This window comes from Pleionea sediminis (assembly GCF_007570825.1).
Classification (GTDB): domain Bacteria; phylum Pseudomonadota; class Gammaproteobacteria; order Enterobacterales; family Kangiellaceae; genus Pleionea; species Pleionea sediminis.
In genome coordinates this window covers 573,940-593,334 of record NZ_SUNB01000001.1, presented here as the reverse complement: position 1 = coordinate 593,334, position 19,395 = coordinate 573,940, and the positions used below count along the sequence as shown (strand labels likewise).

Genomic DNA, 19,395 nt, shown 5'->3' with positions numbered 1-19,395 from the left:
CATTAAAAGTGGTCAAACTAGCCGGATTTGAGATGATTTGACCTCAAAGTATATTTATACTAGGATGGATTTTCTTAATTTTTGAGACTTTTCATTCAATGAGAACCTTCAAAATAAAGCTTATCTTACTTGTCTCATCTTTATTCCTCTGTTCTTTTTCGTTCGCTGAAATGAAATTGAAGTCGGGTGTCGATGATGTTAGTAAGGAAGGATACTTTTCACTCAGCTGGGAAGGCGAGGTTGCTGAATCCGTTCGTCTGGAAATGGCAAGCTCCGAAAATTTCGAAGCCATCGAGCGCAAGTATATGATTAATCGAGACGGGAAAATCACATTGAGTGGTTACGGTGATGGAACGTTTTATTTTCGTCTGCGCGATTCTAAATCGAACGAAGTGAGTAATTTTGTTGTTGTTAATGTGGAGCATTGGCCACTTGATAAGGCAGTTACTTTTTTCTTTGTCGGGCTTACGTTATTTGTTTGCTTAATTTCCACGCTTCTTGTTTGTACTCGAATAAAAAAAACCGATTAACGGGAATCTAGTTTATGAACGCTGTCGTGCTATCTACGGAATGGGCAATTGCTATTGTTATAGTTTTTGGTGTTTTATGGGTTGCATTCGGTTGGTGGCTAGGAAGAAACAATCGAACACTCGACGATTTCATGCTTGCTGGTAGAAATGTGGGATTTGCATTTGCTTCAGCGACGGCAATGGCAACCTGGATTACCAGTAATACAACCTTACTAGCGCCACAATTAACCTACGAGTTAGGTGTCTGGGGTATGTTAGGTTATTCCATGGCTGCGCTAGGTTTAATTTTATTCGCCCCCTTAGCAAAACGCATTAAAGCTTTAATGCCTCATGGGTATACCTGCGGTGATTTTATTCGTCGGCGGTACGGCCGCGTGGCCTGGTATGTTTTTCTTATCGTTGCCCTTGCTTATTCATTTGGTTGGCTGGTTTCTTTGGGCATGGGAGGCGGTATATTAATTTCAACATTGAGTGGTTTAGATTATCGAGTAGGAATGAGCGCCATTTTATTTATTTGTGTTTGCTATACGCTTCTCGGCGGATTAAAAGCGGTTATTGCAACAGACTTTGTGCAAACCATTATTATTTTAATTGGCGTCATTTTAATTGCTTATGTGGGTATCAGTAAATTGGGACTGGAAGAAATTCACACGGCGGTTGAAGCAAAAAGCCCGCAACTACTTAATTTGCTATTTCCAGCGGCGCTGATGTTTTTATTTAATAATATCTTTTTTGGTATCGGTGAGATATTTCACTCGAATGTGTGGTGGTCTCGAGCTTTTGCATTTAAAGATAAAATCGGTAAGAAAGCCTTTCTACTTGCCGGTGTATTATGGTTACCGATACCAATTGTTACTGGGTTTATTGCTCTTGCCGCGCCTGCTTTAGGTTTGTATCCAGCAAGTTCTGACATGGTCGGACCTTTGATTGCGGCAAAAATTCTGGGTGGTGTTGGCGCTTTTTTTGTTTTTATTGTGGTTTTTTCTGCAATGGCATCCAGTCTTGATTCATTATTGGCTGCTACGAGTGATCTTATTACTAAAGATATTTACGGCGGAATTATTAATAAAAATGCCGATAAAGAAAAACTGCTAAAAGTTAGTAAGGTTTCCATCGTGATCTTGGGTGTCATTACGTGGGCTTTATGTTTTCCAAGAATTGATACTCTTGCAGCAATATTAATGATAACCGGTGCCTTTGTTGCGAGCACCATTTGGCCAATAGTTTTTGGTCTGTATTTTCGGCGCTTAAATGGCACTGTTGCTGCTCTTGCTATGGCAGGTGGGTCGGCAGTAGGGCTGACGTTATATTTTCAAGTAGGCTATTATGTTTCTGCATTGAGTTCCTGTGTAGTTTCGCTATTCGTTTGTCTTATTGGTCTTATGGCATACGATGAAAAATTTGATTGGAAACGACTCCAATAGGAGAGATACAAATGTTAGTAACTTATGAATGGTTCGAGGTATTAGTTTGGACTGCTCTGGGTTTATCAACCTTGGCACCCCTTGTTTTGCTGGTACTCGCTTTAATAGACTGGAAAAAGGAACAGTTATGGTAGATCAAGTGAACAGTGAGCAGATGCACTTTTCACGAGAAAAGTTAGATGTGTATGGCGACGCTCACCCAAAAGCATTGCTTAAAGCAATTGTCGAAGAAGGTTATTATTTAAAAAATCTGCCACAACATCACATTGTGTCATCAGACCAATTTGGGCGAAATGAAGTACTTCAACTGTTTCGGCTATCAGCAAAGTTTGAAGGAAATCCCGAGCGTTTTCATTCGCCTTTAAGTGGAAAAATATTAATTAGCGCTTTTTACGAGCCAAGTACACGCACGCGATTATCTTTTGAAAGTGCTTGGCATCGATTAGGTGGCGATATTATGTCGATAACCGATCGTTCGACAACGGGAATTGCAAAAGGTGAGTCGTTGCAAGATGTTGGCGAAATGTTTAATAACTACGGTGACTGTGTAGTTCTGCGTGATAGCAACGAAGATTCTGTTCATCACATGATGGAAAGTTTACGTATTCCGATTATTAACGCTGGTAATGGAGTTGATGAACATCCCACGCAGGCGCTTTCGGATTTATACACGATTTTTAAATGGCGCCCGGGTTTAATTTCTGATCCGGAAAATACGCCGAAAGTAAAAATGGGGATCGTAGGAATTCCCAATAAAATGAGAACGGTACGCAGTCTACTTAAGTTATTGGCAATTTTTCCCGAAATGTTCGACGAGGTAGTCATTATTCATGATGGTTCGAATCAGTCTGTTTTTGATGAAGGGCAGCTTGAGCAATTAAAAGAAAAAGGTCTTAACGTTATTGTTTCGACTGATTTAAAAAGTTATTTGCCAGAGCTTGATATTGTTTACATTAATGCGATTGCCTGGGTTGGCAATACTTTTGAATCTTTCGGCGATAAATTTGTACTCGATAAAAATTCTCCTCTAAAGAAAGACGCGATTGTAATGCATCCATTGGCTCGAGGAGAAGAGCTTGATAAGAGTTTAGATTCAACGAGTCATAACTGGTACTTTTCGCAGGCAAGAGGGGCTGTATTTGTCCGCATGGCATTGTTAACTTGCATGTGTGAGCGAACCGAACGTGTCATGGATATCGTCGAGTAAAGAGGTAAGTTTTGCTTAACTTGCATAATGATTTAAATATTTAGGAGTTTGTTTTATGTGTGGAATTGCGGGAGTTTTTCATCGCGATCCAAGCCGTCCGGTTGAGCCTCAGTTATTGGTAAACATGGCGGCCATTCAACATCATCGAGGTCCGGACGGATTTGGGTATGAAGTTATTGATGAAAAAGGCATCGGCTTTAGTCATGCTAGATTATCGATTATTGATTTAAATGAATCTCGAGCCCGACAACCGTTTGTTACTAATGATGGCCGGTTAATGTTAACAATGAACGGTGAGTTATACGATTACCAGCGTATTCGTGCCCAATTAACCGCTGATGGTGCCTTTTTTAATACCAAGTCTGATTCAGAAATTATTTTACATCTTTTTCCACGGTACGGACTGGAGAAAACTCTAGAGCAATTACGCGGCGAGTTTGCTTTTGCGTTATTCGATAAGAACGAAGATTGTTTATACCTTGTGCGTGATCGGTTTGGTATAAAGCCGTTATATTGGACGCAAACGGACAACGGTATTGTGTTTGGTTCGGAACTTAAAGTTTTGTTTGCACACCATGAAGTTGAAAGAGAAATTGATGAGGAAGGATTGTTTCATCAGTTGATTCAAACCATGGTTCCAGGTACCACCGCTTTTAAAGGTGTGCATCAAGTTAAACCGGGATATGTTGTTAAAGTTAAAAGAACACGTCACGGTCTGCAAATTGAAGAGCACAAGTACTGGGATATTTCGTTTCCTCAAGCTGACGAGCACGATATTAATCCAAATGAAGATTATTACATCGAAGCGGTTCGCGAAAAATTATTAGAAGCAGTTCAACATCGATTGACCGCCGATGTTCCTGTGGGCGCTTATTTGTCTGGTGGGATAGATTCTTGTTCAATATTGGGATTGTCGCAAGCGGTAAGTCAGGAGCCGGTCAAAGCATTTACAATTGGATTTGATGATAAAGACTATGATGAAACGCCAATTGCAAAAGAAATGGCCGATCGGTGTGGTGCTGATCAGCATGTGCTAAGTCTTTCGGCTGAGCATTTGTACGATAATTTTGAACGCACCATCTGGCACACTGAACGCACGATTTACAATACGTTAGGTGTTGCAAAGATGTTGATGAGTCAAGAAGTGAATCGTGTTAATTATAAAGTCGTGTTAACGGGTGAAGGTTCCGATGAGTTATTCGCCGGATACCCATCTTTCAGAAACGACATGTTTTTGTATGGTTTATCTGACTTAGATTCTCAGCAACGGAATATTTGGAAGTCGTCACTCGAACAGAATAATGCTTTGTTTCGCGGTGCGATGTTGCCAAAAGAAGAATACAACTCCAAAGCCATTTCGAGCTTTGTTGGGTTTACGCCAACGTGTTTACAGCCTTGGTTGCATTGCGACTCAATCGCGATGAGTCTATTAACAAAAGATCGACAGGAAGCTTTGCAAGATTACGATCCTGGCGCGGCGATAGCAGATACGCTCGACTTATCCATGTTGCAAGGGCGTCACCCATTAGATAAAGCGCAATACGTTTGGATAAAAACCATGTTAGAAGGGCAAATTCTGACTTGGGGAGGTGATCGTGTCGATATGGCAAATTCAATGGAAGCACGGCCAGCTTTTCTTGACCATCATTTGGCTGAGTTTGCGACTCGAGTACCGCCTCAACTGCGAATTAAAGGTCCGGTCGAAAAATACGTATTAAAAGAAGCAATGAAGGGGCTTTTACCTGAAACCTTATACAAACGCCAAAAGTTTGCGTTTATGGCGCCGCCAGCACATCGTGATGAAAAAAAATGGAGTGCTCTTATGTCTCTGGTCAATGAGTACGCTTCCGATGAGCAAATTAATCAGGCTGGTTTACTGGATGCGAAAGCAGTCTCAGAGCTGTTGCAAAAGCAGGGTGATGGTGAGCATCATGATCGGGTGCAAATGGATGCCGTCATTAATCATGTCATTGGTGTGCAGATTATGCATCAAAAATTTGTTCAAACCGATGTTCCTAAGCAAGCTGCAGAGCGAGCTGCAGCACTCGGTTGGGCCGCGAGTTGATATAATTATTTAAAGTGAGTACAAACTCACATTGCTTCTAGTATTTCAGCTTTTGAAAATGCGCTACAATAGTAAGGGCAACAAATTCGAACTGACATTTGTTGCCCATTATCAGGGAGGGAGATCTTCCTGAAATATAAGAAACGGCGATCATCGGACAAGTCAACTGACTGAGGAAGCCCCGTGAGTAATGAACAGCGTGACGAAAATCGAGAAAGTGAAGTTTTATCGCAACCACAGGAATGGCAGTGGATTAGTTTTCAGTTAGACAAAACCCACTATTGTCATCCAATTCGAGATATCGAAGAGATTTTTCATTACACCGAGCCGACTCCAGTTCCTGGTGCTCCAGCAGGTATTTTGGGCATTTTAAATATCCGAGGAAGTATCGCTACCATTTATTCCGGCCGACAATTATTTAATTTACCGGCTGCCGAGCCAAGTCCAGATTGGCGGATTATTACGCTGTCGATTGAAGATAATTTAATTGGCGTTAACGTTGATTGCGTTGAGGAAATTATCCATTTCGATCCGGATAACATCGATCGAAATACAGAAGTATCTGATAGCGACTCCTTAATTAAAGGAACAATTTACGCGAATGAAAAACTTTACTCGGTGCTGGACTTCTATCGGCTTATAGAAGACTTATAGGAAAACACCATGTTTTTAGCATTAGCTCGATTTTTAAAACTAAACCTCTCTGGCAAAGTAGAGTGGTTTAATAGAAAGAAAGGTTTTGGATTTATCACATTAAACAAAGATACTAGCGTTTTTGTTCATTGTTCAAACATCAAGACGAGAGGTTATCAATATTTAAAACCGAATCAGGATGTGAATTTTAAAGTGACAAAAACCGAACGCGGTATCCAGGCGATCGACGTAGAAGTTCAAAAACGAGGTTAGTGATCGCAAGACAATAGGAGTCGTGTTATCAACGCCTATCAATCGCGGGTCAATATTGATCGAATCGAAAAAGACTTATACGAACTTTCTAAATTTGGTTTTAACCCTGACGACAAAGGTATTTATCGTCAGGGATTAACGCCAATCGATATGGAAGCTCGGCAATGGGTTAAACAACAATTTGAAGCAGCTGGAATGGAAGCGTCTTTGGATGGCGTGGGAAATGTATGCGGTCGTTACGTTCCCAAGCCGGAACTTGAAGATGTTCCTGCTGTTTTAATTGCCTCTCATCTGGATTCTGTTCCTGCCGGTGGTATGTTCGACGGCACATTGGGCGTTATGGCGGGGCTCGAATGCATTCGTCTGATCCAAGAAAACAATATTACTGTTAATCGTCCCATCGAAATTATTGGAACCAGCGAAGAAGAAGGACGTTTTGGTGGTATGCTCGGCGCTCAGGCTCTTTCTGGCAATTTAACATTAGAGTGGTTAAATACGGCCAAAGATCCTGCCGGAGAATATTTAAAAGATGCTTTGGAGCAATGTGGCTTTAGTCCACAAGAAGCGTTACACGCCCGCCGAGATCCTGCCGATATTCGAGCTTTTCTCGAATTACATATCGAGCAAGGTCCTGTCTTGGAAATGAACAACAAACCGGTTGGTGTTGTTGATGGCATTTCCGGTGTTTTTAAATGGTTAATAAAACTGGTTGGAAAGCCCGATCATGCTGGAACAGCTCCAATGAACATGCGTAGTGATGCGTTCATGGGCGTTGCTGACTTTGCGCACGAACTCAGCCGTATTATTGATGAAGAGGGAAGCGAATATACTCGACTAACGATTGGTCGCGTAGAGTTAAAGCCTGGTTTTGCGCATACCATTCCTGGTGAAGCTCACTTCACACTTGTCGGACGAGATATGGATAATGAGGTTATGCATCAGGTGTCTATGTCATGCCAAAAGGTACTCGGAGCTATCGCGCGAAAGCATAACCTTAAATTTGAGTACGACCAATTAAGCTGGATTCCACCGCGGCATTTTTCTGATGATTTGGTTGATACGGTTGAAAAAAACGCTCAGGAGTTAGCTTTAGACTATATGCGAATGCCAAGTGGAGCAGGGCATGACTGCCAGTTTTTTGCCGACCTGGTACCAACAGCCCTTATTTTTGTGAAAAGTGTTGGCGGGATCAGTCATGCTCCCGATGAGTGGTCACATTGGGATGATGTCCAAAAAGGGTGTGATCTACTTTATAAAACTTTATTAGATTTGTGTAACGAGTAGTTTATTTTTTGTCTATTTGACCAATTTCAAGCATGGGTGCTGCGTCAAGTTCGCTTGCATCCATCATGGTCGCCACTTGAGCAAATGCGTCCAGTAGAACCTCTTGCCTGTCGTTGGGTAACTTTTTAAACCGTTCGATAAAGTGTGCTTGTAAAGGTTTAGGAGCTTTTAACAAGAGTGATTTACCCTGCTCTGTTAGGTTCAAGCGAACACTACGACGATCAGTTTCACTTCTCACTCGTTGAATTAGTGTGCGACCTTCCAGTCGATCGAGAATGGTTGTGATGGTACCTTGGCTCAAGTTGACTTTCTCGGCAAGCGCTTTGGCAGTTGTGCCTTCATTTTTGCAGATTACCTGAAGAACAACGAGTTGTGGACCAGTCATTCCAGCTGACTTGTTTAAGTCTTTTGAGTGTAAATCGATTGAGCGAATAATTTTTCGCAAAGATATTAAAAGTTCTTCGTAATTTTCCATGACTCAACCGTGGTCTGAATTTTTTCCAAGCTATTAAGCCTAGTTGCCATTGTTTTTAGCTTCAAAAGCAGCTATTTGTTCAGGCGTCGCTTTTCTTTGGTATAGCTTTTTCCATTCTGAATAGGGCATTCCGTAAATTTTTTCACGAGCTTGTTCGTAATCGAGTGGAACGTCATTTTCTTCCGCTGCAGTAACCATCCATTTTGCTAAGCAATTTCGACAAAAATCAGCGAGATTCATAAGATCAATATTTTGTACATCTTTATGGTCGTCAAGATGCTTTAATAATCGTCGAAAAACAGCGGCTTCTATCTCTGTTTGCTTATCCATAATTGGGTATCCGATAAATGATGGGAAGTTCCGACAAAATCACAATTAATGTATTTTGCCGGAATATTGAAATAATAAATGATTCTGGCCGATTATTTATTCTGTACGGCCAGTGACTTCAAGCAAGTGAAAACCGAACTGTGTTTTTACCGGGCCTTGAACCGTGTTAACAGGGGCAGAAAAAACCACTTCATCAAATTCTTTAACCATCTGTCCGCGACCAAATTCACCTAAGTCTCCGCCGTTGCGGCTTGAGGGACAGCTGGAGTGTTCTTTTGCCATTTCAGCGAAATCAGCACCATTTTCAATTTTTTCTTTGATTTCGTTGCATTTGTCTTCGCTATCGACCAGTAAGTGACGAGCTGTTGCACGTACCATGGGAATCTCCTTTAAATCTGCAATGTTTATGTATGCCCATTGGACACACAACGTCAAAATTGATTATAACGCTTTTTCAAACACTTGTTGACCGGCGATCCAGGTTTGCTCTACTTGAATATTCCACAAATTTTCTGGCGGAATATTGAAAGGATTTTGATCGACAATGATAAAGTCGGCCCATTTACCAGGCTCTAAAGAGCCAATTTCCTTTTCTTGGTGGGCAGCATAGGCTGCATCGAGCGTAAAACTTCGCAATGCTTCCTTTAGGGTCATTTTTTGCTCAGGCTTCCAACCGCTTTCAGGTTGATTATTATGATTTTGACGCGTGACCGCTGCATGAATGCCATGAAATGGATTGGCCAGTTCAACTGGAAAATCGGAGCCCGAGGCTATGATCGTTCCTTGATCTAACAATGTTCGCCAGGCGTAAGCGCCTTTGATGCGTTCAGCACCAACCCGATCTTCAGCCATATTCATATCACTGGTGGCATGGGTTGGTTGCATGGAAGCAATAAGATTAAGTTCTTTAAACCGTTTTAAATCACTGAGCGCAACGATTTGTGCATGCTCAATTCGATGACGTAATTTTGTACCAAAGTTTTGTTTAAGGGCTGACTCTAATGCATCAAGTACAATGCGATTTCCTCGGTCGCCAATCGCGTGAATGTTGGCTTGAAAACCAGCTTTTAATACTAGTTCAACACGATTATCTAATATATCTGGTTGAGTTACCAACAACCCTTTGTGGTCAGGGAGATCGGAATAGGGTTTTATTAATGCCGCACCTCGACTTCCCAATGCGCCATCGGAGTATAGTTTGACGCTTCGAATTAATAGTTTATCTTCTTTGTCTTTGATAATTCCATTTTCCAGCCAACGACTTAAATTATCGGAGCTGCCATCCAGCATGGCGTAAATTCTCAGAGGTAAAGTATTCTGCTCTGCACGCTGCTGATAAATTTCGTAAACGGGTTGCTTAATGCCAGCGTCATGGACACTGGTTAATCCTAGTTTTATTAGATGATTGAATGCTTTATCGAGAGCGAAATTTATCTCTATTTGTGTCGGCACTGGAATTTTATTGGAGACCAAATATTCTGCTGTATCAATTAAAACACCGGTCGCTTCACCGGAACTATCTCGTAAAATTTGGCCGCCATCGGGATCTTTTGTTTGCTTATTTATTTTCGCGATCGCTAATGCTTTAGAGTTAACCCATGCTGCATGCCCATCAATCCGGCTTAAAAAAATTGGTCGATTCAACTTGAGCTGATCTAAGCTTTTTTTACTGGGAAACTTTTTATCAGGCCAGAGAACCTGATTCCAGCCTCGACCAATAATCCACTTTTGCTTTGGGTTTTCTTTAGCGTACTGAATTATTCGTTCAATGGCTTCTTGTTCCGATTGTGTACCTCGTAAATCAACAGTTGATAACCCTTGTCCGAGTCCCAAAACATGCCCATGAGCATCGATAAGACCAGGCAGTAAAGTTTTCTTATTACCATTTATTGTTATTGCATTGGAAAATTTTTTCTTGGCATCATTTAATTCACCGATAAATAAAACTTTTCCATCTTCAAAAACTAAGGTGTCAAATGAAAAAAGTTCGGACTTTGGGCCAGGTTGGCCAACAAAGGTGAAACCGTTAATGTTATGAATCAATGTTGGTTGTGCATTAATTTTCGCAATAAACAACAATGGGATGATGAGAAGTAAGATAAAACGTAAAGTTATTTTCATGAGCCTTATTTCTTATTATTTGATCGAATTCTGTCAAATTAACTGGATGATATACTAAATGCAGCGTAAGCACTTTAGTGAGTGTATCGAGTTTACTTTTTACTGTCATCATGAACAAATGCTAGAAATCAGTAAGGGACATTATCGATGAGCCTATCGACTTCAATGAAAGCCTGGATACAGGGGCATGTACCTGCCTCTATAGCAAACATCTCGTCTGTCTCTGGTGGATGTATTAACGATGCATATCAAATTGAGTTAACCAACGGGAAGAACTTCTTTCTTAAATGCCATTCGGGAGTCTCCATGTTCGGAGCAGAGGCTCGAGGATTGGCTGCTATTAATGATAGAGTGGTTGGATTTGCTCCTGAAGTCATCGCATTTGAAGAACATGGGCTTTTGTTGGAGTACCGATCGCCGACGGCACCCGATAATAATTACTGGCAAGAATTAGGCGAAAAACTAGCGTTGTTGCACGAGACTCCAGAACCTAGCTTTGGCTTTTCTGAAGACAATTACTGTGGTGAAACTCGACAAGTAAACACTCCTAAAGAATCGGGTATTGAGTTTTTTAGAGAGCATCGCTTAGGTTATCAGGCTGACATAGCGCTTAATAATGGGCTTCTGGATCAAGCTCTTCACAGAAGTATTCTGGAGTTGGCCGATAGATTGGAGCGCTGGATTCCAGAGCTACCAGCAGTATTGATTCATGGTGATTTATGGTCTGGCAATGCCATGAACACGACGCAGGGAGCAACTGTTATTGATCCTGCTTGTTATTTCGGATGGGCCGAGGCCGATTTAGCAATGACGACCTTATTCGGAGGTTTTCACGGTGCCTTTTACGAGGCATACGCGGCAAATGCAAAGCAGTATGAGCCTTCTTGGCGCGAGCGAGCGCCGATATACAATCTCTATCATCTACTAAACCATTTAAATCTATTTGGTGGACACTACTTGTCCTCGATAAAGCAAGTTGTCGCTAAATTCGGTTAAATGGGCAGTAAAAAATCTGTGATAATTCCCGCTTCTAAGAAATATGCAATCAAGGTTACGTTATTTGACAATAAGTTATTGAAATTAAATAATAATTTTGGGGTTGGCGCAACATTAAAGATTTTTCTAAAAACGTATAAAAATGATTGAATCTGAATTAAAATGTGCGGTTCAATTGAAGCAATATAATCCGAGTTTTGTTATTGATGGATAAAAAGTTAAAACTGCACGGGTTTAACAACCTGACTAAATCCCTGAGCTTTAATATTTACGACATTAGCTATGCTCAGAGCGCCGAGCACCGTAAAGAATATATTGAGTATATTGATGATCAGTACAATGCTGAACGGTTGACGAAGATACTGACGAACGTAACGGAAATTATCGGTGCACACGTTTTAAATGTTGCGCGTCAAGATTACGATCCGCATGGCGCTTCGGTCACCATGTTAATTGCTGAACATGAAATAGAACCAAAGAAAGAACAGATCGATGAAGGACCAGGTCCTCTTCCTGAGTCGGTTGTTGCTCATCTCGATAAAAGTCATATCACGGTCCATACTTACCCTGAAAGTCATCCTGATGGTGGTATTAGTACATTCCGAGCAGATATCGATGTTTCGACTTGCGGCGTAATATCACCTTTAAAAGCGCTCAACTATTTAATACACAGCTTTGATTCTGATATTGTCATTGTGGATTATCGAGTGCGTGGTTTCACGCGGGATGTTGATGGCACAAAACATTATATTGATCACGAAATTAATTCCATTCAAAACTACCTTTCGGAAGATACTCAAGATTTATATCAAATGATTGATGTTAATGTGTTCCAAGAAAATACATTTCATACCAAAATGATTCGAAAGCAAGTCGAAATGGATGACTATTTATTTGGCTCAGGTGAAGAGCATTTTAGTGATGACGAGTTACGTTCAATTAAGCGACGGCTCGAAAAAGAAATGTATGAAATTTTTTATTCGAAGAATATGCCAGAGCAAAAATAAGTTTTTTTAAGCTTCAATAGCTGGTGATAAGTTATTGAAGCAACTACTCCTTTCAGAAAAATTTTCTTGAATTAAAAAGCCCGCAGTTAGTCAAGTTGAATTGGTACTAATGTGATATCTAAAACTTGATCCATCTGTAAAGATATTGGAATTTCAAATTCGTCATTCAATGGACATAATATTATCACTGATTGTAACGGCTTTTCATTTACTGGAAGCTGGGTTAAATACTTAAGCTGATATAAGAAATTTAGATCGAGCCCATAATAACTTTTTCGTTGTTTGACTGATATGATTTGCCATTCTGCCAATATCCATGAGCGTTTACCTGATTGATGTTCCGCTACATGCGGCTTTAGTTGACGAGCGGGTAGTTGTATAGATTTGTCTCTCGTTAGGTGCTTTGAAATAAATGGCTTTATTCGTTTTAAATCGACATTGATTTGTTGTGGAAGTCGGAAGACTCTATTCATCGCGTATTGTTTGAACAGATCATTTATAGATAATACGAAGCTGTAATGATTACTTTTTCCTTGCCATGAAATAGGCTGAAGTCGCTTTAATATAAGTTTGCAAGTACGCATAGCTCCTTTGTAATAGCTCATGGAACGATCTAATCTTACACGATTAAAGTCCTGTTCAATATCAATGCTTGTTGGTAGATTTCCAAAATAAGGAAGTATTTCTTGAGCCAACTTTTGAATCGCTAAAGATTTGCTGGTTCTTAAACAGGTTTCGATCGCTCGTTTTAATAATCGGTTCTCAGATCGATCCGTTGTATATTCATCATATTCAATAAAAGTTTTGTGTTGTTGTACTAGATTATGCTTGATCTGTTGACTTACCAACAGTCGACCTTTAAAAAAATGACTGTTAGTCTGAGTAATTTTATAATCCGATTTGATACCTCGTTTAATAACCCAGTTTACTTCTTCTAAAAACTGTAGTAAAAATCGTTCGAAGATAGGCATGCTATTTTCAATTGCATTCGATCTTACGTTTAAAAAATCAGAAGAGTCGATACATGCATTTAGCATCTCAAAGACTAAATTTATTTCTTGTTGTGATGAACCTTTGAAAAATCCACGAGGCCATTTAGGTAGAAAGTTAATTTGAAATCCACTGGGTAGATACAAAAAACCGACATAGTGCTTAACACTAAAGTGATTGACTTTACGACCCGGTGTTAATTCCAATAGTTTTCTAAAATCATCATTCTGCCAATAAATATTAATCAACTCTCTAAATCGGTTGTCGGGTATTACATGTTGGTTTTGAGCATTTGCTGCAGTTAGTTGGGTGATATTGTCACCTTGTCTAACAACAAGTTGCATTTTATTTCTCATAGGTTCTGATGAACGATTCTGGATATAAAAAGGCTTTTTGGTTTAATCGATATTCTAGAGGCGGCTCTGGAAAAAGTTCGAATCCCTCATCACCAAGAAGCTTTGCAAGCCTTTCCTCACTTTGTTCCTGAATAACAAACTGAAATCGACTCTCCTGCTTTTGATTATCTCCAAGAACTAGTCGAATTTTATTCCAGTCCTCGAAAAAATATTCTTCGAGTAGGGGAAAAACTTTATTTTTGAATGCCAGTTGTAGTTGAGTAAAGGCTTTATCTTCGTCACTTGCTAACTTTATGCCAATAAAAATAGCATGTCCCAGTGTATGATCTCGATCAAACAGTAGCGCAATTCTCTCATTAAGTGTATCAATTAATTTTTTTATATCGATACCGTTAACGTACATTCCTTCGAAAATCGAGCTGTCTGGCATCATTTCTATAAAATCGAATCGACGTCTAAGAGCCGTATCCATCATAGACAAAGATCGATCCGCGGTATTCATCGTGCCAATAATATAGAGGTTATCGGGTACAGAGAATTTTTCTTTCGAATAAGGCAATAAGGTACTTAAAGACTCACTTTGTCCGGAACGCTTACTGTCTTCGATTAAAGTAATGAGTTCACCAAAGATACTTGAGATGTTTCCGCGATTAATCTCATCGATAATTAACACATAAGGCACGCGAAACTTTTCTTGTTCTATCAGCTCATCATATTCCTTTAACCCCAGCTCTTCTTGCATGAAACTAAGTAAGAACTTTTCGAATGAGTTTATCGTTCTATCGGTTTTTTCTCCTTTGGTATAAATATCTTTTACATTTTTTAATGAGGTTTCAAAGTCAGGCTCGTTGGAAGATTGGTTATTGTATTCGGATTCCTTAGTAAAAACTTTAAAAGTATCGTCGCCATGATATTCGATGGTGTATTTTCTTCCTCGAACAGTATCGAGTATGAGACGTCCATCAGAGTTGTCGAACATTTTTTGCAGTCGCTTTACGGTTGCATCAAACACCTTACGCCGTTCTGCTCTGCCTGACTCTGCTCTTTCACAAATCTTTTTAAAAATGCCTGCAGTAACCTTATAGTTAATTTGTCCATCTTGAGTCTCCGCTCGAATACCTTCAATAAAATCTTCGTAAGTATAACTTTGATGAAAAGTGACTAACGAAACACGCTTTTCACTGACATACTTATCAAAGCGCTGCTTCATTGATTGTCGATCGCCTTTAAATTTAGGGTCTAAAATATTTAATGCGTATTCAATTGTGTTGTAAGTTTTCCCTGTTCCAGGCGGACCATAGAGTATTATATTCTTTGCTAACTTCATCATCTCTTCCTTTTTGAAAACCACCCTTTATTTCTATGGGTGAGCAATCTTTGCAAATTCAATAAAATGATGTGTGAAGTATTAACTAATATTTGGGTTTCACCAGTATTAACTTGAGATTCCTATTTATTTATCTCAATATGACTTGTTTTTTGGTAACACAAGATAGCTGATTCTTAGTGCATAGGCTGGGTAACCATAGGGTTACCCAGCTTTTTAATGGAGAAAAATTAGATCCAGTAAAGTGTGTGCTTATGGATTAATTAACTGTGCATGTATATTCTTGCCACTGTGGATCAGAATTTGATGGCCACAAAGTATGAGTGCGACCTGAGCACCGCCGAATGTCAAACGTCCAGGTGGTGATTGCTCGTCCTCCATCGGCTGTGGTGATATAGTTGCCGCGGTAGTCTTTTTTCCAAAAGTTGTGCGCACCCCAATGCAAACTTTTTCCTTCCAGTTTAGGCATCAGGTGATCACAGGCACCAGGATCGTCCGGGTTATTTCTAATACATCGCATGTATTCATGAAAGTTCCCGGTTCGTTCAGCGATAACATGACCTGGTTGTGTTGAGGTGAAAATATTTCCTTCACTGGAGCGACAAACTAAAGTCCAATTTGAGTCACATACGTCAACTGCAAAAGATGCTGTTGATGCGGAGAGTGTCAGTAGCGCAAGTGATAACCGTTTTATAAACATAATAACTCCTTTAATAATTGATAATAGTGTGCCAGCTGGTATGAGTTATTATGCGTAAAATAATTTAAAACGGAATTGCCAGGGTGTTTAATTTCTCTTTAATTAAAACTCAGAAAATAATATTTGAATGTTTTAACATCAATGAATGTGAAAATAACTCTTTATAATAAACGAGCACCTTGGACATCGAGCGTAGCTACGCAATGAAAAGCATGTTCTCCGCGTGACAAAACGTTTAAGATTTTTTCTGAGACATCTCGAGCCGTTTGTTCATCTCGGCATATTGCAAAACAAGTAGGGCCTGAGCCAGAAAGGCAAAATGTGAGAGCGCCATTTTCTCGAGCTAGCACTTCCGCTTTATCATAGTCGGGAATGAGTTGCTTTCGTTTAGGAGTAATCGTGTCATCTTTCAGTAAATCGAGCGCTCGACTTTTATTTTTTTGAAAGCAGCTAGCAATAAAGCCAGCAAGCCTTCCTTGCATCGTTATGGTATCTATCAAATTAATGGTGTCAGGTAATATCGCTCGTGCACTTTTTGTAGTAATTTCAATATCAGGAAAACAAATTGCAAAATATAAATCATTGAAGAACGGAATGGGTTGGCAAGGGTCTTCTAGCTCACTATTGATCAGCTGTAATCCACCGAGCAGGCAGGGAGCGACATTGTCGTAGTGAATACTGCCGGAATTACTACCTTCGATTTGCGCACTCCATAACAGTAATTGCTGTTGAGTAAACGGTGATTCATACCATTGATTTAAACCATATAAAGTGGCGACGATGGATGATGAACTGGACCCAAGTCCACTACCAATCGGCAGGTTTTTGAAAAGCGTAAAATTCAATTTTATAGGTTGCTGTTTTTTAATATCGACGAGTTTTCGATTAAAAAACTCTGCCGTAGTGATTACTAAATTATGTTCGTTATCGGGCAGTTTATAGGCAAATTCTCCTTCGGCTGAGTATCCTGATGGCTGCTCATCACTAATGACGAGCTCGTCGCCTAAAGTTCGATCAAGAGTTGCTAAACAAGCACCTAAAACATCAAAGCCAACAATAAAATTACCGATTGTCGCCGGGGAAAAAACCTTTATTGTTTTCATCTAAGCAACCACGGTTTGTAGAATGTCACCAAAAACACCGGCTGCAGTCACTTCTGCTCCGGCACCGTAGCCTCTGATTACGAGAGGAACCGGTTGATAACGTGCCGTTGTAAATGAAAATGCATTCTCGCCATCTCGAATAGAATGTAGTGGATGTGAACGGTCGACAGCAATTAAATCAACGGACATATTATTTTGATCATCAATGACTCCAGCAAATCTTAGCACTTGATCATGCTCTTTAGCACTAGTAACTTTTTGAGCGTAAGTTTCATCAACTTCACTTAGTTGCTCGAGAAATGACTCTATATTATCTGCAGCAATAAGCTCGGGGGTTAGTAAAGGAGTAATCGCGACATCATTCAACTCACTTTGTGCACCAAACTCTCGAGCAATGATCAATAGTTTCCGAGCGACGTCCATCCCGGAAAGATCATCACGAGGATCAGGTTCAGTGAAACCTTTTTCTCTGGCTTCTAAGACAGCTTGAGAAAATGAAAGCCCGTCTTCCAATCTTCCCATTATGTAAGATAATGAACCCGACAAAATTCCACTAAACTCTACCAGCTTATCACCACTTCTTACTTGGTTTTGAATATTGGCGATAATGGGCAGTCCAGCGCCAACATTCGTTTCATAGCCAAATTGTTTTAAAGCTGAGTGTGCTGAACTTCTTAAAGCTCGGTAGTAGTCAATATTTGACGTGTTGGCTTTTTTATTGGCAGCGACAATATGAAGGCCTTGTTGGAATAATGTTACGTACTCATCCGCCAGTTCATCGCTGCTCGAACAATCGACAAAAACAGGGTTAAGAGGTCGTTGCTGATCGATGAGAGTAAGTAGCTGTTCAATTTTAGGTGAGCTGCTAGCATGTTCAAACTGACTGTTCCAGAGAGTTAAGTCAATACCAAGAGGTTCCCACAAGAGTTTTTTTGAGTTTGCAATGCCAACGACACGAACATCAACGCGTTGTTTAAGCAACTCTTGTTGTTGCCGAGATATTTGCTCTATCAATTCCGATCCTATGGTACCCACTCCGTAAAGTATAACGGAGATCATTCGCGGACAATTGAAAAAGTACTCGTAAGTTTTACTTAGTGCAACATCGGCTTTGGCTTGACGAATAATAGCTGAGATAGAACGTTCAGAAGAATCTTGTGCTATCGCTACGACATTGACATTTGCCGTCGCTAGTGCTGAGAATAGTTTGGCAGCAACGCCATGAGTCTGTTTCATATGATCACCCACAACAGTGATCGATGATAAATGTTGGCGAACTTCAATGGGATCCACTTGTTGATGCTTCATTTCAAGTGAAAACTCATTATTGAGAGCTCGAGTTGCTCGTTTAACATCCGCTTCTTTAACGCAAATTGAAATTGCATATTCTGAAGAAGATTGAGAAATTAGAATGATTGAAACTCTTTCTTTCGATATGCAACGAAATACTCGTTCAGCGAGTCCTGCTTGGCCTTTAAGGTTAACCCCAGAGAGATTAAGCATGGCGAGATTATCGAGCATGGTAATTCCAGCAATGGCGGTGTCAGCTCGCTCATTGCTTTCCGTTATCAAGGTTCCAACGGCGTCAGGGTTATAAGTATTTTTGATTAGCGTTGGAATTTTATGGCTGGCAATAGGAGCAATCGTTTTGGGGTGCAGTACTTTGGCACCAAAAAAAGAAAGTTCCATCGCTTCGCGATAACTGAGTTTATCAACAACTTGAGCCTGAGGAACTCGGTTGGGATCAGCATTGTAGATACCTTCGACATCACTCCAGATTTGCAGTTCATCGGCTTTCAACGTTGCGGCAAAAATAGCAGCCGATAAGTCAGAGCCATTTCGACCGAGTAAAGTTAAATCGCCGTCTTCATTACTAGCAATGAATCCCGGAGCTACAGCCCATTGATTTTGTCCTTTCATTGAAAGCGATTGCATGGCTTTATCTGTGAGCTCTTCATCGTAGTGTGCTTCTAAAGGTGAACCCTGAGTTTTAATAAACGATTGACTCTCGATGAGGACAACTTCAATATCATCAGAAATATCAGAGTCCACCAGAGCTGCTTTCACGGATTCGAAAAAATAATTACTTGATAGTAATTCACCATAAGCCAAAACCTTCGCTTGAGTTCGCTCATTCGCATCTTTAACTAATGTGATTCCCTGAAGAAGTTGATAAAGATTATTGAGATGTGCCTTTTTTTGTTTTTCCAGTGCGTCAAAGTGATAGCCAGAAAAATGTTCTTTTAATTCTTTAAGTCGGGTTTGATGTTGGGCGACTATTTGTTGGTATTCGTTTTCAGGGAAAATTCCCGTTAGAGCTGAGTCGAGTGCCTGCTGCAACAAATTGGTAACTCCACCAAATGCAGAAACGACAACGATACCGTTTGAGTTGGCTAATTGTTTAGTAACGAGATTACAGCAGGTTAAAAATTCTTCAAAAGGTTTGAGTGACGACCCACCAAACTTCAGTACTTTCATGAATACTGGACTCCATGGTATTTAAAATTTTACACCTTAAGATTGCATGGGTTGGATGATAATTACAAGCTTGGGTTATATCTCAAGGCTATATCC

The 19,395-nt window shown here is 40.2% G+C and carries 19 protein-coding genes; 10 read left to right on the top strand and 9 right to left on the bottom strand.

The window, feature by feature from the left end; translation table 11 throughout:
- Positions 1-170 precede the first annotated feature (170 nt).
- The 8 genes from FAX86_RS02320 to FAX86_RS02290 all read left to right on the top strand — a co-directional run bounded on the left by FAX86_RS02320 (position 171) and on the right by FAX86_RS02290 (position 7,416).
- Positions 171-530, top strand: coding sequence for a hypothetical protein (locus FAX86_RS02320; protein ID WP_144391721.1), 360 nt, complete (start codon positions 171-173; stop codon positions 528-530).
- Positions 531-544: 14 nt separating this feature from the next.
- Positions 545-1,954: a sodium:solute symporter family protein gene (locus FAX86_RS02315; RefSeq protein WP_144391720.1), complete on the top strand. Its 1,410-nt coding sequence runs from the start codon at positions 545-547 to the stop codon at positions 1,952-1,954.
- Between the two features lie 11 nt (positions 1,955-1,965).
- On the top strand, positions 1,966-2,088 hold the full coding sequence (locus FAX86_RS22720; RefSeq protein ID WP_281286377.1) for a hypothetical protein: 123 nt from the start codon (positions 1,966-1,968) through the stop codon (positions 2,086-2,088).
- Positions 2,082-3,161, top strand: a complete 1,080-nt coding sequence (locus FAX86_RS02310) for an aspartate/ornithine carbamoyltransferase family protein (protein ID WP_144391719.1) — start codon at positions 2,082-2,084, stop codon at positions 3,159-3,161. Before FAX86_RS22720 ends, FAX86_RS02310 begins: the two co-directional genes overlap by 7 nt.
- Positions 3,162-3,216: 55 nt before the next feature.
- Positions 3,217-5,226 (top strand): asparagine synthase (glutamine-hydrolyzing), encoded by a 2,010-nt coding sequence (asnB, locus tag FAX86_RS02305; protein WP_144391718.1) that lies wholly within the window; start codon positions 3,217-3,219, stop codon positions 5,224-5,226.
- Between the two features lie 183 nt (positions 5,227-5,409).
- On the top strand, positions 5,410-5,880 hold the full coding sequence (locus FAX86_RS02300; RefSeq protein ID WP_144391717.1) for a chemotaxis protein CheW: 471 nt from the start codon (positions 5,410-5,412) through the stop codon (positions 5,878-5,880).
- 9 nt (positions 5,881-5,889) lie between these two features.
- Positions 5,890-6,132 (top strand): cold shock domain-containing protein, encoded by a 243-nt coding sequence (locus FAX86_RS02295; RefSeq protein WP_144391716.1) that lies wholly within the window; start codon positions 5,890-5,892, stop codon positions 6,130-6,132.
- A gap of 27 nt (positions 6,133-6,159) precedes the next feature.
- Complete coding sequence (locus FAX86_RS02290) at positions 6,160-7,416, top strand: allantoate amidohydrolase (protein WP_144391715.1); 1,257 nt, start codon at positions 6,160-6,162, stop codon at positions 7,414-7,416.
- A 1-nt stretch (position 7,417) separates the two neighbouring features.
- Here the strand turns inward: FAX86_RS02290 and FAX86_RS02285 are convergent, their stop codons facing one another.
- The 4 genes from FAX86_RS02285 to FAX86_RS02270 all read right to left on the bottom strand — a co-directional run bounded on the left by FAX86_RS02285 (position 7,418) and on the right by FAX86_RS02270 (position 10,342).
- A complete protein-coding gene (locus FAX86_RS02285) occupies positions 7,418-7,891 on the bottom strand; it encodes a MarR family winged helix-turn-helix transcriptional regulator (protein ID WP_144391714.1) in 474 nt (157 codons plus the stop codon).
- 39 nt (positions 7,892-7,930) lie between these two features.
- Positions 7,931-8,221 carry a DUF1244 domain-containing protein gene (locus FAX86_RS02280; RefSeq protein WP_144391713.1) on the bottom strand — a complete coding sequence of 97 codons (291 nt, stop codon included), beginning with the start codon at positions 8,219-8,221 and terminating at the stop codon, positions 7,931-7,933.
- Between the two features lie 96 nt (positions 8,222-8,317).
- On the bottom strand, positions 8,318-8,599 hold the full coding sequence (locus tag FAX86_RS02275) for a peptidylprolyl isomerase (protein ID WP_144391712.1): 282 nt from the start codon (positions 8,597-8,599) through the stop codon (positions 8,318-8,320).
- A 63-nt stretch (positions 8,600-8,662) separates the two neighbouring features.
- Positions 8,663-10,342, bottom strand: a complete 1,680-nt coding sequence (locus FAX86_RS02270) for an amidohydrolase (protein WP_144391711.1) — start codon at positions 10,340-10,342, stop codon at positions 8,663-8,665.
- Between the two features lie 147 nt (positions 10,343-10,489).
- Between FAX86_RS02270 and FAX86_RS02265 the strand changes: the two genes are divergently transcribed.
- Complete coding sequence (locus tag FAX86_RS02265; RefSeq protein WP_144391710.1) at positions 10,490-11,338, top strand: fructosamine kinase family protein; 849 nt, start codon at positions 10,490-10,492, stop codon at positions 11,336-11,338.
- A gap of 206 nt (positions 11,339-11,544) precedes the next feature.
- Entirely contained in the window at positions 11,545-12,345 is an 801-nt protein-coding gene (gene speD / locus FAX86_RS02260; RefSeq protein WP_144391709.1) for an adenosylmethionine decarboxylase, read from the top strand.
- A gap of 86 nt (positions 12,346-12,431) precedes the next feature.
- Here speD and FAX86_RS02255 read toward each other — a convergent pair whose 3' ends face one another.
- The 5 genes from FAX86_RS02255 to thrA all read right to left on the bottom strand — a co-directional run bounded on the left by FAX86_RS02255 (position 12,432) and on the right by thrA (position 19,299).
- Positions 12,432-13,679 carry a 5-methylcytosine restriction system specificity protein McrC gene (locus tag FAX86_RS02255; protein ID WP_164503428.1) on the bottom strand — a complete coding sequence of 416 codons (1,248 nt, stop codon included), beginning with the start codon at positions 13,677-13,679 and terminating at the stop codon, positions 12,432-12,434.
- 1 nt (position 13,680) lies between these two features.
- On the bottom strand, positions 13,681-15,018 hold the full coding sequence (locus tag FAX86_RS22715) for an McrB family protein (protein WP_281286376.1): 1,338 nt from the start codon (positions 15,016-15,018) through the stop codon (positions 13,681-13,683).
- A 259-nt stretch (positions 15,019-15,277) separates the two neighbouring features.
- Positions 15,278-15,718 carry a hypothetical protein gene (locus FAX86_RS02245; RefSeq protein ID WP_144391706.1) on the bottom strand — a complete coding sequence of 147 codons (441 nt, stop codon included), beginning with the start codon at positions 15,716-15,718 and terminating at the stop codon, positions 15,278-15,280.
- A gap of 161 nt (positions 15,719-15,879) precedes the next feature.
- Entirely contained in the window at positions 15,880-16,821 is a 942-nt protein-coding gene (gene thrB / locus FAX86_RS02240; protein ID WP_144391705.1) for a homoserine kinase, read from the bottom strand.
- Entirely contained in the window at positions 16,822-19,299 is a 2,478-nt protein-coding gene (thrA, locus tag FAX86_RS02235) for a bifunctional aspartate kinase/homoserine dehydrogenase I (RefSeq protein ID WP_144391704.1), read from the bottom strand.
- Between the last annotated feature and the right edge of the window lie 96 nt (positions 19,300-19,395).